Annotated in this window: 17 protein-coding genes and 2 pseudogenes; 11 read left to right on the top strand and 8 right to left on the bottom strand. The window is 41.0% G+C overall.

Annotated elements, in window-relative coordinates; genetic code table 11:
• From PSE72_RS01565 to nadS, 9 genes and pseudogenes are all read left to right on the top strand, one after another.
• A pseudogene (locus tag PSE72_RS01565) lies at positions 1–331 on the top strand (electron transport complex subunit RsxC); the annotation flags it as partial.
• An 11-nt stretch (positions 332–342) separates the two neighbouring features.
• Complete coding sequence (gene rsxD / locus PSE72_RS01560) at positions 343–1,428, top strand: electron transport complex subunit RsxD (RefSeq protein ID WP_004910990.1); 1,086 nt, start codon at positions 343–345, stop codon at positions 1,426–1,428.
• A 10-nt stretch (positions 1,429–1,438) separates the two neighbouring features.
• Entirely contained in the window at positions 1,439–2,068 is a 630-nt protein-coding gene (gene rsxG / locus PSE72_RS01555) for an electron transport complex subunit RsxG (protein ID WP_115167216.1), read from the top strand.
• Positions 2,068–2,784 carry an electron transport complex subunit E gene (locus PSE72_RS01550; RefSeq protein WP_004910994.1) on the top strand — a complete coding sequence of 239 codons (717 nt, stop codon included), beginning with the start codon at positions 2,068–2,070 and terminating at the stop codon, positions 2,782–2,784. The genes rsxG and PSE72_RS01550 overlap by 1 nt, the downstream gene beginning before the upstream one ends.
• Before the next feature lie 19 nt (positions 2,785–2,803).
• Positions 2,804–3,445: an endonuclease III gene (gene nth, locus PSE72_RS01545; protein ID WP_115167215.1), complete on the top strand. Its 642-nt coding sequence runs from the start codon at positions 2,804–2,806 to the stop codon at positions 3,443–3,445.
• A gap of 138 nt (positions 3,446–3,583) precedes the next feature.
• A complete protein-coding gene (locus tag PSE72_RS01540) occupies positions 3,584–5,527 on the top strand; it encodes an exoribonuclease II (protein WP_115167214.1) in 1,944 nt (647 codons plus the stop codon).
• 201 nt (positions 5,528–5,728) lie between these two features.
• Entirely contained in the window at positions 5,729–5,947 is a 219-nt protein-coding gene (osmB, locus tag PSE72_RS01535) for an osmotically-inducible lipoprotein OsmB (protein ID WP_004911006.1), read from the top strand.
• A 161-nt stretch (positions 5,948–6,108) separates the two neighbouring features.
• Positions 6,109–6,428: pseudogene (locus PSE72_RS01530) on the top strand (type II toxin-antitoxin system RelE/ParE family toxin).
• A gap of 1 nt (position 6,429) precedes the next feature.
• Positions 6,430–6,714, top strand: a complete 285-nt coding sequence (gene nadS, locus PSE72_RS01525; protein WP_115167212.1) for a NadS family protein — start codon at positions 6,430–6,432, stop codon at positions 6,712–6,714.
• A gap of 72 nt (positions 6,715–6,786) precedes the next feature.
• On the opposite strand, the gene yciH is transcribed toward nadS, so the two are convergent.
• The 5 genes from yciH to PSE72_RS01500 form a co-directional block, all read right to left on the bottom strand.
• A complete protein-coding gene (gene yciH, locus PSE72_RS01520; RefSeq protein WP_115167211.1) occupies positions 6,787–7,113 on the bottom strand; it encodes a stress response translation initiation inhibitor YciH in 327 nt (108 codons plus the stop codon).
• The gene (gene pyrF, locus PSE72_RS01515; RefSeq protein ID WP_004911015.1) at positions 7,110–7,835 is read right to left on the bottom strand and encodes an orotidine-5'-phosphate decarboxylase; all 726 of its coding nucleotides are present in this window, start codon (positions 7,833–7,835) and stop codon (positions 7,110–7,112) included. Before pyrF ends, yciH begins: the two co-directional genes overlap by 4 nt.
• A gap of 45 nt (positions 7,836–7,880) precedes the next feature.
• Complete coding sequence (lapB, locus tag PSE72_RS01510; protein WP_004911018.1) at positions 7,881–9,053, bottom strand: lipopolysaccharide assembly protein LapB; 1,173 nt, start codon at positions 9,051–9,053, stop codon at positions 7,881–7,883.
• 6 nt (positions 9,054–9,059) lie between these two features.
• A complete protein-coding gene (locus PSE72_RS01505; protein ID WP_004911022.1) occupies positions 9,060–9,377 on the bottom strand; it encodes a LapA family protein in 318 nt (105 codons plus the stop codon).
• 145 nt (positions 9,378–9,522) lie between these two features.
• Positions 9,523–10,245: a phosphatase PAP2 family protein gene (locus PSE72_RS01500; RefSeq protein WP_217007712.1), complete on the bottom strand. Its 723-nt coding sequence runs from the start codon at positions 10,243–10,245 to the stop codon at positions 9,523–9,525.
• A gap of 213 nt (positions 10,246–10,458) precedes the next feature.
• On the opposite strand from PSE72_RS01500, the gene ribA reads away from it, so the two are divergent.
• Together ribA and hemB are read left to right on the top strand one after the other, a co-directional pair.
• A complete protein-coding gene (gene ribA, locus PSE72_RS01495; RefSeq protein ID WP_004911029.1) occupies positions 10,459–11,055 on the top strand; it encodes a GTP cyclohydrolase II in 597 nt (198 codons plus the stop codon).
• A gap of 190 nt (positions 11,056–11,245) precedes the next feature.
• A complete protein-coding gene (gene hemB, locus PSE72_RS01490; protein ID WP_110731948.1) occupies positions 11,246–12,223 on the top strand; it encodes a porphobilinogen synthase in 978 nt (325 codons plus the stop codon).
• A gap of 110 nt (positions 12,224–12,333) precedes the next feature.
• Here hemB and PSE72_RS01485 read toward each other — a convergent pair whose 3' ends face one another.
• The 3 genes from PSE72_RS01485 to cysB form a co-directional block, all read right to left on the bottom strand.
• Positions 12,334–12,777 (bottom strand): hypothetical protein, encoded by a 444-nt coding sequence (locus PSE72_RS01485; RefSeq protein WP_004911037.1) that lies wholly within the window; start codon positions 12,775–12,777, stop codon positions 12,334–12,336.
• Positions 12,778–13,074: 297 nt separating this feature from the next.
• Entirely contained in the window at positions 13,075–15,747 is a 2,673-nt protein-coding gene (acnA, locus tag PSE72_RS01480) for an aconitate hydratase AcnA (protein ID WP_272690869.1), read from the bottom strand.
• 269 nt (positions 15,748–16,016) lie between these two features.
• Complete coding sequence (gene cysB, locus PSE72_RS01475; RefSeq protein ID WP_004911040.1) at positions 16,017–16,991, bottom strand: HTH-type transcriptional regulator CysB; 975 nt, start codon at positions 16,989–16,991, stop codon at positions 16,017–16,019.
• Positions 16,992–17,202: the final 211 nt, after the last annotated feature.

Genomic DNA, 17,202 nt, shown 5'->3' with positions numbered 1-17,202 from the left:
GGCTATTGCGCGTGCAAAAGCTAAAAAAGCCGCTCAAGAACAACCTGCCACTCCGCCAGTCGCTGATGCGGTAGCGGATACCGAAGTTGACCCACGTAAAGCGGCTGTCGCTGCGGCTATTGCGCGTGCGAAAGCTAAAAAAGCCGCTCAAGCAGAACAACTCGCACAAGAAGAGCTTACTCCCGCTGCCGAACAACCCATTGAAGAGGAAACCGACCCTCGAAAAATTGCCGTTGCCGCTGCAATCGCGCGAGTAAAAGCGAAACAAGCACAAAAACAACATGAACAACATGAACAACATGAACAACATGAACAAACGACTACAGAGTAAGTGATAACGAGATGAAATTTAGGCCAATTGATGCGAAAAATCGCCGTTTAAAAATTGCTAGCGCGCCATTTACTCATAATAAACAAAGCACCAGCTTAGTCATGCTTTGGGTACTTTTAGCTGCAATACCCGGTATTGCGGCTCAAGTTTATTTTTTTGGCGTTGGCACCTTATATCAAATTATTTTAGCGATGCTAACAGCCGTTATCACAGAAGCGGTTTCTATTCGTTTACGCAAACAACCTGTAGTTCCTGTACTAAAAGATAATTCAGCCATTGTAACTGCTTTATTATTAGCCATCAGCCTACCACCGCTCTCACCTTGGTGGTTAATCGTATTAGGGACATTTTTTGCTATTACGATTGCTAAACAATGTTATGGTGGATTGGGACAAAACCCTTTTAACCCCGCGATGGTGGGCTATGTTGTTTTATTGATATCATTCCCTGTTCATATGACAAACTGGCTACCCCCGCATGAATTACAGAATATGTCGGTTTCAGCCCTTGATAGCCTATCAATTATTCTCAGTGGCCATACACCAACAGGTATTACTCTCGAGCAGCTACGAACGGGAATTGATGGTATGAGCCAAGCAACCCCACTTGATAGCTTTAAAACGGGCCTACTGACTCATTCTATTTCTGAAGTATTACAACAACCTATTTTGCAAGGTTCCTTAGCCGGTATTGGTTGGCAATGGGTAAATATTGGCTATTTAGTTGGCGGTTTGTTCTTATTACAGCGCCGTATTATTAGCTGGCACATCCCAGTGTCGTTCTTAGGTACGTTGGCAATCTTAGCTATTGTTAGCCACTTAATTGATGATAGCCAGCATGCATCACCATGGGTTCATCTATTGTCTGGTGCCACTATGCTAGGGGCATTTTTTATTGCCACTGACCCTGTTACCGCATCGACAACACCTAAGGGACGAATTATTTTTGGTGTGATCATTGGTTTCCTTGTTTGGGTGATCCGTGTTTACGGTGGTTACCCTGACGCTGTCGCATTTGCCGTGTTACTCGCCAATATTACCGTTCCATTAATTGATTACTATACGCAACCTCGTGCGTACGGCCATGGGCATAAGTAAGGATAACCGTATGTTAAACACGATGAAACGCCATGGTGTAACGTTAGCAATCTTTGCGGCAGGCACGACCGCGCTTAGTGCTGCAGTGTACACGTTAACTAAAGAGACTATTGCTGAACAAGCCGCTATTGTTCAGAAAAAATTACTCGACCAAGTTATACCAAGTGATTTATATGACAATGAACTCGCAAAAGAGTGTTATTTAGTCACTAATGAAGCCATACTTGGTAACAAACAACCTAGGCGTTTGTATCTAGCCCGTAAAAATGGCGACCCCGTTGCTGCGGCATTAGAAACAACGGCATTAGACGGCTACTCTGGCGCGATACATTTATTAGTTGGAGCCGATTTTAACGGCACAGTATTGGGAACTCGTGTAACAGAACATCATGAAACACCAGGGCTTGGTGACAAGATTGAGACACGAATATCTGATTGGATTACTTATTTTAGCGGTAAGAAAATAGCCTCTGACAATGACCCTAAATGGGCGGTTAAAAAAGACGGTGGTGAATTTGATCAGTTTACTGGAGCAACAATTACGCCCAGAGCAGTCGTCAATGCGACTAAACGTACTGCTGTATTTATGCAACAAATTCCACAACAATTATCGAATTATCCACGCTGTGGGGACGAATAATGAGCGATACATCTAAAGACTTATTAATGCAAGGTTTGTGGAAAAACAACTCTGCATTGGTTCAACTATTAGGGCTTTGTCCGCTTCTTGCTGTTTCATCAACAGCAACAAACGCATTAGGGCTAGGCTTAGCGACAACACTAGTCTTAGTTTGTACTAATGTTGCAGTTTCTGCTTTACGTCGTTGGGTACCATCAGAAATTCGCATCCCTATCTACGTGATGATTATTGCCTCTGTTGTTAGTGCGGTACAAATGCTAATCAACGCATATGCTTTTGGTTTATATGAATCTCTCGGGATCTTTATTCCGTTAATCGTCACCAACTGTATTGTTATTGGGCGAGCAGAAGCCTATGCATCTCGTAATCCTGTTGGGTTATCTGCTCTAGATGGGTTTGCCATGGGCTTAGGCGCAACGGCGACCTTGCTTGTTCTAGGGTCAATTCGTGAAATTTTAGGGAATGGTACCTTGTTTGATGGTGCTGACTTGTTACTCGGTTCTTGGGCCACCTCCCTTCGTATTGAAGTATTACATCTTGATTCTCCATTTTTACTCGCTATGCTACCGCCTGGTGCCTTTATTGGGCTAGCGTTACTATTAGCAGCAAAGTACTTAATTGATGAAAAAATGAAAAAAAGAGCCGCACGACAATCCAGTATTCAACCCGAGCGTGAATATGAAAAACAGCAAGGTTGCGGTAGCCATATTTCTTAACAACGATATTTTGTGAGCAATGAATAAATCAAAACGCATTGAAATTCTAACTCGTCTACGGGATAACAACCCACACCCTACAACGGAGCTAGAATTTAATTCTCCTTTTGAGCTATTAATCGCAGTTTTATTATCAGCTCAAGCGACTGATGTGAGTGTTAATAAAGCGACAGCGAAGCTATACCCTGTTGCTAATACACCTGAAACTATTATGGCGCTAGGTGTGGATGGGATAAAAGAATACATTAAAACCATTGGCTTATTTAATACTAAAGCTGAAAGTGTCTATAAAACCTGTCAAATTTTAATCGAAAAACACAACAGTCAGGTTCCTGAAAACCGAGAGGCTTTGGAAGCCTTACCGGGTGTTGGCCGTAAAACTGCAAATGTGGTTCTTAATACCGCATTTGGCTGGCCGACTATCGCTGTTGACACACATATTTTTCGTGTCTGCAATCGTACTAACTTTGCTCCGGGTAAAAATGTTATTGAAGTAGAAGAAAAACTTCTTAAAGTTGTCCCCGCAGAGTTTAAAGTAGATTGCCACCATTGGTTTATTTTGCATGGACGTTATACTTGTATTGCCCGCAAACCCCGCTGTGGCTCATGTATTATCGAAGATTTATGCGAATTTAAAGATAAAATATACCCAGAAGATTGATCAAAATGCTATTTTTATACATTACCAATAAACGGTATTTTTAATGATGAATCTAGTCAGTAACGCATTTTTTCCTTGCTCTAAGACTTTGTCTTACGTAACAATAGAGCCAAACCCAATATCAATAAAACGGTAAGTATGTTCCAAGACAACCCACTGCTCGCACAACTTAAACAAAAACTACATGCCCAGACTCCACGTGTCGAAGGGCTGGTAAAAAGCACAGAAAAAGGTTTTGGCTTCCTCGAAGTTGATGGCCAAAAAAGCTATTTCATTCCACCGCCTCAAATGAAAAAAGTCATGCATGGCGATCGCGTTATTGCTGCAGTTCGTACAGATAAAGACCGCGAATTTGCAGAACCAGAAGAGCTGGTAGAACCTTTTTTAGATAGGTTTGTTGGGAAAATACAAAAAAAAGACAATGATAACCGCTTATTTGTCATTCCCGATCACCCATTACTGAAAGATATGATTTCTTGCCGTCCTGTTAATGGCATCAATCACGAATTCAAACAAGATGATTGGGTTGTTGCACAAATGCGTCGCCACCCATTAAAGGGTGATAAAACTTTCTACGCTGAAATAACTGAATTTATCACCGATGGTGATGACCATTTTGCCCCTTGGTGGGTAACGTTACGCCGTCACCAATTAGACCGTGATGAACCTAAAATGGTTGATAGTGAACGTGACGATCACGGAATTGAACGTGTTGATTTAACTCACTTGCATTTTACGACGATAGACAATGCTAGTACTGAAGACATTGATGACGCGCTCTATGTTGAAAGAACCGATAATGGCAATTTAAAGCTGTATATCGCTATCGCTGACCCGACAAGTTATATACCAGAAGGCAGCGAACTAGATAAACTGGCATTAGCCCGCGGCTATACCAACTATTTGCCTGGTTTCAATATTCCAATGTTACCGCGCAGATTATCTGACGACCTATGCTCTTTACGCCCAAATGAACGCCGCCCTACTTTAGTCTGTATTGCGCTAATTAAAGAAGATGGACGCATTGACGATCACATTGAGTTTTTCAGTGCTTGGGTTGAATCAAAATCTAAATTAGTTTATGACGAAGTCTCTGATTGGCTTGAAAATACAGGCAGTTGGCAGCCAGCAAATGATACCGATAAACAGCAAATTTTACTCCTTAAAGAAATGTCAGATAGACGTTTACAATGGCGTGAAAATAATGCCCTCGTCTTCAAAGACCGCCCCGATTACCGCTTTGTATTAGATGATAAAGGCAATGTGGTTGACATCGTGACTGAACGTCGCCGTAGCTCTAATCGCATTGTTGAAGAAGCTATGATCGCGTCTAACCTCTGCGCTGCTGCGGTACTAAAAGAAAAATTAGGGTTTGGGGTGTTTAATGTGCATATGGGGTTTGAACCTCTGCAAATTGACCAAGTCGTGCAAACACTAAAAGATAACGGTATTGAAACAACGGCTGAATCGTTGTTATCACTAGAAGGTTTCCGTCAACTACGCCGTCAATTAGATGCACAGCCAACTCAATTCCTTGATAGCCGAATTCGTCGTTACCAAACTTTTGCGGAAGTCAAAGCTGAGCCCGGTCCACATTTTGGTTTAGGGTTTGATGCTTATGCGACTTGGACTTCACCAATTCGTAAGTATACCGATATCGTCAATCATCGCTTAATAAAGTCTATTATTGCCGGTAAACCTTCTACGGATAAACCCTCCGAAGAATTATCAATCAAATTAGCTGAACGTCGTCGTGCAAATCGTATGGCTGAACGTGATGTTGGTGACTGGCTCTATTCGCGTTACTTAAAGCCTTTTGAGGGTACAGACACTAAATTCCCAGCTGAAATTATCGATATTACCCGTGGTGGAGTGCGAGTTCGCTTAGTCGACAATGGTGCCGTTGCATTTGTCCCTGCCCCCTTTATTCATAGCGTTCGTGATGAGATTCAATGTAGCCAAGAAACAGGCAATGTGCTTGTTAAAGGTGAAATAGCTTACCAACTTAACGATATTATTAATGTCACCATTAATGAAGTTCGTATGGAAACACGTAATATCGTTGCTAGACCAGCCGAATAACAACTTTTCTGCTATTCTTAAAAGACCATAGTTTGATATCTATGGTCTTTTATTTTTCTATAAATTGTTTTTTAACATCATATTCGCATTAAACGTTAAACAGCGAGCACTTTTCCAGATCTTTTCCTGATTATTCTTATTCGTATAATTACCTATCATGATATTTTGTTAACTGTTAAATCTGTACTAAGGATCACTAAAATGAACACAGTAAGCAAACGTATTTTATCATTCATGGTGATAGCCACAGTCGCTATCAGCGTCAGTGCCTGTTCAAATATGTCTAAGCGCGATAAAAACACAGCGATTGGTGCCGGTGTAGGTGCTGTTGGTGGTGCCGTACTGACAGGCGGAAGCTCTGTAGGAACCGTTGGCGGTGCTGCTATTGGCGGAATTATCGGTCACCAAGTCGGTAAATAAATCTCATTACATCCTTTATTTCCTCTTCTTAATCTAAAATAGCGTTCATCATGAACGCTATTTTATTTTTCATATCCGATAATCTATTAAACTATTGACGGAAAAAGTGTACAAGGTACACTTGCAATTAATACAAAGGGAGGGAACTCTGTGAGTCACCAATTGAATTTATTGAAGCAAGTTTTTTACTAAACAAATCCAATCGATAGCAACACAAGAAGAACTTAGAACACTACAAAATGAACTTATCGCATGTCCAGATAAAGGCGATATTATTCAAGGAACAGGTGGCCTTCACAAAATTAGGATGGCAACGGGTAATAAAGGAAAAAGTGCAAGTGTACGGGTTATTTACTTCCTAGCTACACCAGAAATCATTTATTTTATAATGGCTTACCCAAAGGATGTCAAAGATACGCTAAATGACTTAGAAAAAGCAGAATTAAAGAAACTAACGAAATTACTAAAAAATGAGGTATAAAATGAGTATATTCAACGAATTAAAAGCCTCTTTAGAAGAAGCTGTTGACATTAAACACGGTCACCAAAAAGCCGCTAATGTCACTCGTTACGAAATTACTGACGTCAAAGCAATTCGAGAACAACTTAATGTTTCCCAAAGCGAATTAGCTCATGCGCTAGGAACGAGTATAGACACCATTAAAAGTTGGGAACTTAAACGACGTAACCCAACAGGATTAGCGGCTAAAATACTCATTGCCATTAAGCGAAATCCTGCTTTATTTACCGAGTTAGCAGCAATTTAACCACTTATTCGTTATAAAATGAGTGGCTCTCTAAGTCGCCACTCATGAAAAATAGCAAAATTGTCGAGTCAATCAGCCACCAGCTAACTTGACTTGAAAACCTTTCGCCTCAAGGTACTGTTTGATAACATCGCGTTTATCGCCTTGAATTTCAACGTTACCATCTTTGACAGCCCCGCCACAGCCACATTTCTTTTTAAGGTCAGCCGCTAGTTTTGCTAATTCGCTATCTTCAAGATCAAGACCTGTAACTACACAAACCCCTTTCCCTTTGCGTCCTGATGTCTCACGGCGAATTCGCACAATACCATCGCCTTTAGGCCTTTCAACCTTGCGTTTCTCGTCAGCAATACGTCCTGTCTCTGTACTGTAAACAAGACGACTATTTGAATCACTCATAGCAAACCTTCAATAGATTGATTGATTTGTTGTAATGTGACCGTTGGGTTTTCACTGCGTGTAATTGGACGCCCAATCACCATATAATCGACACCTGCTTTCACTGCATCTTGTGGTGTCATAATGCGACGTTGATCCCCGACATCACTACCTGTAGGGCGAATACCTGGGGTAACTAATTTGAAATCAGCACCACATAACTGCTTTAAACGTTGCGCTTCATGAGCAGAGCACACAACACCGTCCAACCCACATTGCTTCGTTAATAAGGCCAAACGCTCTGCATGAGCTGCCGGTGAAACGTTAATTCCAACACCTGAGAGGTCAGATTCATCCATACTCGTTAATACTGTTACTGCAGTAAGTAACGGCGCTTCTTTACCATAAGGCTCAAGGGATTGGCGTGCCGCTTCCATCATACGAGCCCCACCACCAGCATGGACATTAACCATCCATACCCCCATTTCAGCTGCAGCCGCAACCGCACGAGCAACAGTATTTGGAATATCATGAAATTTCAAATCTAAGAAAATATCAAAACCACGTTCATGGAGTGACTTAACAAATTGAGGACCATTAAAAGTAAACATTTCTTTGCCAACTTTTAAGCGACAATCACGTGGGTCAATGCGATCCACAAAAGCCAAAGCTTCATTAGCATCTTCATAATCAAGTGCCACAATAATTGGTGAATGTGTGTGGTTCTCAGTTGAGGAAATCATTTCTTAGCCTTTAAAAGAGTCGTTATTATTTAAAAAGTGACGCTGTCACTGACCATCTAGCCCGCGAATAGGTTTAATTGTGTCCCAAGAACGACAAGATGGACAATGCCAATATAATGCACGCGATGTAAACCCGCATTTATGACAACGATAATCGGGTTTTGTACGAATTTGTTCCCCTACCATTTTACGCAGCAAAATCAAACTTTCTTTTGCCCTTCCATCTTCAGCTTCTTCAAGATGGTAATCCATTAAACGATAGAATAAACGCATGGTAGGATGGCGTTGAATTTGGTCGTTAATGTAATTCGCAGCCGCTTCATGATTTTGTTTTTCAACAATAATATCGGCTAAATAAAGTTCTGCGATAGCCCCTGAATTACCTGCAACACACTGACGAAGGTAATCTTCCCACTCATCTGCTTGGCCTGTATGTTGATAGCAATCAAATAGTAAAGGTAACGTTTCAGTGACTAGCTCTCTATCTTGTTCATAGACTTGTTTTAGGACATGAATCGCTTTATCGTAATTACCTTGTTCGATAAACAACCGACCTTTCATAATCGAAACTCGAGCGCAGTGGTTATCGGCTTGCTCTGCCTTATTTAACAATGTCAGTGCATCTTCAAGATCATCGCTAGCGAGTTGTTGGGTCGCTAATTCACAATAAAAATGCGCAATTTGCTCACGTAACTCGGGGTGCCCTAATTTAACCAGTTTTCCTGCTATTTCAATGGCTTTTGTCCAGTCACTGGTAAGCTGATAAATATTTAAGAGGGATTGTAAGGCACTTTGTTTGAAATCGACTTCGTCTGTCAATTGCTGAAACATATTTTCTGCACGGTCATAAACCCCTGCAGCCATGTAATCTCGGCCAAGCTGTTGGGTTGCTAATAAGCGTTGTTCAAATGACAAAGCAGCACTTTCCACCAGCGATTGGTGAATACGAATAGCACGTTCAACTTCCCCGCGAGAGCGAAATAAATTTCCCAGCGTGAGATGAGCCTCAAAAGCGGAACTGTCTTCATTTTTCAGCATATCGAGGAATAAATCGACAGCTTTGTCTTGTTGATTAGATAATAGGAAGTTAACGCCTGTAACATAATCACGTGACAAGCGATTCGCATGTTGTTGCTTATCTTGTTGAGCACTTCTGCGCCCCATGTACCAACCGTAAGCAGCAGCAACCGGTAGCAGCAGAAACAGCAACTCGAACATACAGGATTATTCCTTGTTCTGAGTCGTCACTAATGAGGTTGAGTCGGAAATATTACTTTCTCCAGCACCTAATTGTGATTCTAAACGTCGAATTTTACGACGTGCGTTTTTCAGGCTAACGATGACTCGTAAATAAAACACGGCACAGACTAGCCAACCTAGCACAAAACCGACACCAAAAAGTGATGCAAGAAGGGTCGATAATGAAAAATCCCCTTTTGCAATCAGATAGTTAAATGTAATAACCTGATCATTGCTTGAACCTAGCGTAATCGAAACAATAAAAAAAGCGACCGCTAGTAATAAAATCAGAAAATATTTCACATTTATTCCCGTTATCAGTTCTATTCATCCAATAATATCTACCTGTTAAGGTAGCATTTCCAGCGCATTCAGACAAAGCAATTTATTTTATACAATGAGATATTTAAGTTAGATCTCCCCTAATAATGGCCAACTTGATGAAAGATTAATCGGCTTTACTAAATAGTCCCCATGCCCGTAAAATATAATAACCAAATAGGGTAAAACAAGCACTTATGATCACTGAAGTTATTATATCTATAGGCCAATGCATTCCCAACAACATCCGACTAAACGCAATACCCTCTGCCCAAATAGCAAGCCCTATCGATAAAGCATATAAACGCTGTTGCCAAAAAAGCACAATTAAAAACAATGCCCAGCCTGCCGCAAATAACATATGACCCGAAGGAAAAGAATACCCCGTTTCTGCTTGCCAATGTTTACGCTGCCACTTAGCTATATTTTCATCTTGTTTAACCGTATTTTTAATTAATTTCGCTCGTTCACTACGTTTTAACTCATAAAACTCTGATGAAGGAATTTGATATTGAGTTGCCAACCATTCCACATAAGGACGCGGTTCTTTAAATGTGCTTTTTAATGCGCTCTTCAAACCTTGTTGCAGTAATACCGCGCTGACCAGAACAAGCAAAATTTTCAGTCGCTGTTTCTTTTCTGAACGGAAAACGAATATAACGACTCCAAGAAATAACAAAGACGTTAAAATACTATAAGGCGCACCCGCAGTGTCTGTCAGCCAAAGAAGCCATTTCATAGAGTTAAACTGGGTTTCTGGTGACCAATGCCACCCTGTAACTATCATCACCATGGGAGGCATGATTAATAACAATGCAAAAGCACAAACAACCAAAACCATTTTTTTCATTCAATGTATTCCAAATAAAGTTCTATTAAATATACAAATATTCCATTCACCTATTATTAACTCTGTTATAGTAATACAGCGTTGGTCGTGTGCAAAGAATACCAACCTCTATATGCTAAACGTCATATAGCGTCGATGTATTATAGTTAAGCTACTTTATATCGATAAACGTTATTAATTAAGCAAGAGTTACTTTAACTAATGAAAGAAAATATGCAGCTAAAACGCGTTGCCGAAGCAAAACTCCCAACACCTTTCGGTGAGTTTTTAATGGTGGGTTTTGAAGAAATTGCAACCGGTCGTGATCATGTAGCGTTAATTTTTGGCGATATCTCAGGAGATACACCGGTACTTAGCCGGATCCACTCCGAATGTTTAACAGGAGATGCGTTATTTAGTCTACGTTGCGATTGTGGTTTTCAATTAGAAGCCGCGCTCTCTCAGATTAGTAAAGAAGGCCGAGGGGTATTACTTTATCATCGTCAAGAAGGCCGAAACATAGGCTTGCTAAATAAAATCCGTGCTTATGCATTGCAAGATCAAGGCCTTGATACGGTTGAAGCCAACATCAAACTCGGATTCAAAGCCGATGAACGTGATTTTACCTTATGCTCTGATATGTATAAATTATTGGGAATTAATGAAGTCCGTTTATTGACAAATAACCCGAAAAAAATAGACATCATGCGTGAAGCTGGAATTAACGTGGTAGAACGTGTTCCACTGATTGTCGGTCGTAACCCAAGTAACGAACATTACCTTGACGTTAAAGCAGAAAAAATGGGGCACATGCTATTTAAGCATCAGTGATCTCACCAAAGGAAGAGTGTTCTGCTCTTCCCTTTCTTCTCCTCATTCTGATTATCATCATTCAAAGTGTGCCATTTACCCGCTGCTATATTCACTTTCTTTCTATAAGGTTTATACTGTTAGCCATCTGATTACCCTGACGAATAAACTGAGCTCTTGAGGTTTATTCCGCATACTACCAGGAGATACTGTGAACAACCTGCATTCAATTCAACGCATGAGAAGATTGCGTAAGACCGAAAAACTCCGCACTTTATTCCAAGAAACCCATCTTTCCGTTAATGACCTTTGCTTGCCAATTTTTGTTGAAGAAGAACTCGATGACTATATGCCAATCAATAGCATGCCGGGTGTTATGCGTATTCCTGAAAAACGCCTTGCCTATGAAATTGAGCGTATCGCAAATGCAGGAATAAAATCAGTGATGACCTTTGGGGTTTCCCATCATCTTGATGATAATGGTAGTGATGCATGGCAAGAAAATGGTTTAGTGGCACGCATGTCACGTATCTGCAAAGAAACCGTTCCTGAAATGATAGTGATGTCTGACACCTGTTTCTGTGAATACACCTCTCATGGTCACTGTGGCGTTATGCACGGTCATGTCGTTGACAACGATGCAACTATCCATAACCTAGGTTTACAAGCGGTTGCCGCCGCACGTGCAGGCGCTGATTTCATTGCCCCTTCTGCCGCAATGGATGGCCAGGTTGCTGCAATCCGTCATGCTCTTGATGAAGCAGGCTTTACAGACACTGCAATTATGTCTTACTCCACAAAATTTGCATCCGCACTGTATGGCCCATTCAGAGATGCAGCAGGTTCATGCCTTAAAGGCGATAGAAAAACCTATCAGATGAACCCAATGAACCGCCGTGAAGCGCTCCATGAGTCACTAATTGATGAGCGCGAAGGTGCTGACGCGCTAATGATAAAGCCTGCCGGAGCGTATTTGGATATTATTCGTGATTTACGCGAACACACTCAATTACCCATCGGGGCTTATCAAGTCAGTGGAGAATACGCACAAATTAAATTTGCTGCTCAAGCGGGTGCAATTGATGAAACGCGTGTGGCTCTTGAAACACTAGGGTCAATTAAACGCGCAGGCGCTGACCTTATTTTCACTTATTTCGCTTTACAATTAGCCGAAGCCAACGCGTTATAATCTCATTCAGTTAAAAAAAACCGTGTTACTGTACATAAACACAGTAGCGCGGTTTTTTGTCATTTATGTTGAATAATAGTACTTAAAGCGCCTAACTTATAGCCAGTTGGCTATTTTGCTCTTTGCAATTCAAGTTGTTGGGTTAATGTTTGCACATAATGCTGTGCTTGCTCTGGCGTTGCTAAACCGGCAATTAATAAATCTTGTTTACCCGCAGATGTTGTTGCAACTACTCCCCAGTAATCAACTTCAACCGTAATACTCTCAGGGTTTTGATCGGGCATAGGCAAAATATCAAAGTAGTCTTGTAATGGTGCAATGGTAATGGTGGTGTAATCTGCATTTAAGCCGAGTGGAAATTCTTTGTCTGCATATAAACGCAAATCATGGACTTCCGTTTCAGGTGTTCTCATCACAATAGAATATAAGTTAGGTATGTGCTCCAAAATGTCACGAACCTCTTCGTTCGCACCATCAAAATGGGATGTGGTTAATAAGATATCTGCTGCCCACAATGCCCCTTTATAGAAATCGGTTTCATTGATATCTGCCATACTCATTTCCTTTATAGTGTTTTCGATAAGCTCAGTTACATGGTGACCCGTGCTAAAGCTATTACATTCAATTAATTTGCACAAAGAAACTTATTTATGGCGAACTTCACCCTATTTTCATTTAGCCTAGTAGCGACTATTTTCTCCTTTAATCTACCGTCTATTTAACACCATAACGTAGATTGCTATCAAAAATATTGAGAAAAAACAAAATTGATAAATAAGATTAAATATTAAAAAATAAAAACGCCCGTAGGATAACAATCTTACAGGCGTTTCAGTAACACAATTGAATGATTAATGCAGCATCTGTCTTATAACATAATGTAAGATACCACCATGACGGTAATAATCCATCTCCGTTGCAGTATCAATACGACAGCGTGTTATAACTTCCTTTATATCACCATTGCCATACGTGATTTTCACTGTGATATCTTGTCCAGGAGTAATTGACTGTAACCCCGTGACATCAATGCGTTCATCACCTTTTAAATTGAGTGTCTTACGGGATACCCCATCTTTAAACTCTAAAGGTATAACCCCCATACCAATCAAATTGGAACGGTGGATACGCTCATATGACTCAGTAATGACGACTCTCACACCTAATAAATTTGTACCTTTCGCAGCCCAATCTCGGCTAGAACCTGAACCATATTCTTTACCCGCAATGATAGCCAATGGGCGATTTTCTTGTTGATACAGCATCGCTGCATCATAAATCGCCATTTGTTTGCCTGTCGGTATATGTAAGGTATAACCGCCCTCTACACCTGGCACCATTTCATTACGAATACGAATATTTGCAAATGTACCGCGCATCATCACTTCATGGTTACCACGACGCGAACCATAAGAGTTGAAATCTGCGACAGCAACACCGTGTTCTTGCAGATACCGCCCTGCTGGGCTCTCTTTTTTGATATTCCCCGCGGGAGAAATATGGTCAGTGGTGACCGAGTCACCGAGGATCGCTAAAATATTTGCGCCATGAATATCTTTAACAGGTACTGGCTGAGATTGCATTCCTTCAAAGAAAGGTAGATGGCGGATATAGGTCGAGTCTGCTTGCCAGTGATAAGTTGAAGAGCTTTCAACTTTTAATGCTCTCCAAGCATCATCACCTTCAAAGACCGCGTTATATTCCTTACGGAACATATCTGTTTTAACTTGCTGTACAGCTTGCGCAATTTCAGCACTTGATGGCCAAATATCTTTCAAATAAACATCATTACCCGATTTATCAACCCCGATAGGGTCAGTTTTCAAGTTGATATTCATATTACCCGCCAGTGCATAGGCAACAACAAGCGGCGGAGAGGCTAACCAGTTAGTTTTCACCAGTGGGTGAATTCGCCCTTCAAAGTTACGGTTTCCTGACAGCACGGCACCAACAGTAAGATCCGTTTGTTTAATCGCTTCTTCTATTGGTTCTGGTAATGGCCCTGAGTTACCAATACACGTTGTGCATCCATACCCGACAAGGTTAAACCCAAGCTTATCTAAATACGGTGTTAAACCTGCAACGGCAAGATAATCAGTAACCACTTTAGAACCCGGTGCTAATGATGATTTAACCCACGGTTGGCGAACTAACCCTTTTTCAACGGCTTTCTTCGCTAATAGCCCTGCCGCCATTAATACACTTGGGTTCGACGTGTTTGTACAAGAGGTAATTGCTGCAATAACGACCGCGCCATCGGTTAATTCAAAGGTTTTATTTTGATATTTAACCGAAGGATAGCTCGATTGGATTTTCTTATTGACTTCTAATTCGACTGCGCCACGAAATGCTTTTGGTACTTGGCTAAGTTCGACTCTGTCTTGTGGACGTTTAGGCCCGGCTAAACTGGATTCGACTGTCGACATGTCTAACTCAAGTGTGCTGGTAAAAATCGGTTCATCGCCCGCATAACGCCATAAACCCTGCTCTTTACTATAAGCTTCCACCAGCGCAATTTCATCATCACTGCGCCCAGTTAAACGCATATAAGACAGTGTTACTTCATCAACCGGGAAAAAGCCACACGTTGCACCATATTCAGGGGACATATTCGCAATTGTTGCGCGGTCTGCTAATGGTAAATCGGCCAAGCCATCACCATAGAATTCAACAAACTTACCCACGACACCATGTTGACGTAGCATTTGTGTCACTGTCAACACAAGGTCAGTTGCTGTGATCCCTTCGGATAATTTACCCGTTAATTTAAAACCAACAACGTCAGGAATTAGCATCGATACAGGTTGGCCTAACATCGCGGCTTCAGCTTCAATACCACCAACACCCCAACCTAATACGCCTAACCCATTGATCATCGTCGTATGGGAGTCCGTGCCCACTAAAGTATCTGGATAAGCATATAATTTACCGTCAATTTCTTCATACCATACCGCCTTACCAAGGTATTCTAAATTAACTTGGTGACAAATACCTGTACCAGGTGGTACCACTTGAAAACGGTTAAACGCTTTTTGCCCCCAACGTAAAAATAAATAACGCTCATGGTTACGCGCCATTTCAATTTCAACGTTATCGCCAAAGGCGGATTGGGTGGCAAACTCATCCACCATTACCGAGTGGTCAATGACCAAATCTACGGGGGATAACGGATTCACTTGCTCAACATTGCCACCTAATGATTTAACCGCTTCACGCATCGCGGCCAGGTCAACAACAGCAGGAACTCCGGTAAAATCTTGCATAAGCACACGCGCGGGACGATACGCAATTTCCCTATCTGCATGTGCATTTTTTTGCCAGTCAATAATGGCTTGTAAATCTTGTTCAACAACTGAGCTACCATCAATATGACGTAATAGGTTTTCGAGTAAGACTTTTAATGACTTAGGTAACTTCGTCCCATCACCGAGCTTTTTTTCAGCTAGCGCTAAACTGAAGTAATTATACTGCTTGTTTCCAACATTGAGTGTCGAGGCACTCGTTGTTTTTAGACTCAACGACATAACTCCTCCTTGGTTTTTATGGCTATGGCAATATATGTATTTACCGCCATTATTTTTTGTTAACCAATTGTAATCATAGTTGCTCTAGAAATTTGATTTATAGATTTTGTGCCAAATATTGAATGTTTCTCTATTAATAATAGGAAATTTAAGATAAGAAGGGAAATAAGTCAGAAAATAGCTTGGTACACCGGCTAGGTATTGACCATAAAAACCCTAGAAATACAGTCACTAGGGTTATTATTGGTTAGTACAGAAATATAAAGAAATTAGATGATAGGCAATTTCATATCTTTAAAAAATTCTTCAATCTCTTCATTATTACGAATAGCAACCGCCTTATCGACCACATCACGAGTTAGATGCGGTGCGAAGCGCCACATAAAATCGTACATATAGCTACGTAAGAAACTGGTGCGTTTAAAACCAATCTTCGTTGTGCTATAGCTGAACTTATCACGCATATCAATTACAACTAAATCACTATCACTCACCGGGTCAACTGCCATACTCGCAATGATACCGATCCCTAACCCTAATCTAACATAGGTTTTGATCACGTCGGCATCGGTTGCGGTAAAAATAATTTTGGGCTCAAGACCAATTTTCTGAAATGCCACATCTAATTCTGAACGTCCAGTAAACCCATGGGTATACGTTACAATTTGATATTCCGCGATATCTTCAATAGTGACATTTTTTTTCGTCGCTAGCGGATGGTCTTTTTGCACAACGACACAGCGGTTCCAATGGTAGCATGGCAACATAATCAAATCGTTATACAGGTGCAGTGCTTCTGTTGCTATCGCAAAATCGCTATTTCCTTTGCAAACTTCTTCAGCTATTTGCGTTGGAGACCCTTGCTGCATGTGCAATGAAACATGTGGGTAACGCTCAATAAAACCTTTGATTGTTGGAGGTAAAGCATAACGAGCTTGTGTATGTGTCGTCGCAATACTTAAACTTCCCCGATCGGGATAAGTGTGCTCCCCAGCAACCGAACGGATCGCTTCTATTTTTGATAGTACTTCTCGGGAGATCCGCACGACTTCTTCCCCTGCAGGGGTGACATGCGTTAAATGTTTACCACTACGTGCAAAAATTTGGATCCCAAGCTCATCTTCAAGCATCCGCACTTGTTTACTGATACCGGGCTGTGACGTAAAAAGCCCCTCAGCGGTTGAGGAGACATTCAAGTCATGGTTAACCACTTCAACAATATAACGTAATTGCTGCAATTTCATATTTCAGTCTACCTCATACATGAATAATGTGCTTTTGCATCTATAGCTAAAGAATATTAAATATAACTAAAAGTTATAATTGAATAATTTGATATAACCAATATAACATCATTCACAGAAGAATAAACAGTATGATGATAAAATTTCATCTAAATGCCACTACACTGATGAAAGGCCGTAAGATAGTGCAAAGACGGATTAACTTTATTTC

Origin of the sequence: Providencia sp. PROV116 (assembly GCF_028482485.1) — a bacterium.
GTDB classification, from domain to species: Bacteria; Pseudomonadota; Gammaproteobacteria; order Enterobacterales; family Enterobacteriaceae; genus Providencia; species Providencia rettgeri.
Note: the sequence above shows the minus strand (reverse complement) of the source record. Positions and strands in the feature narration are given on the sequence as shown.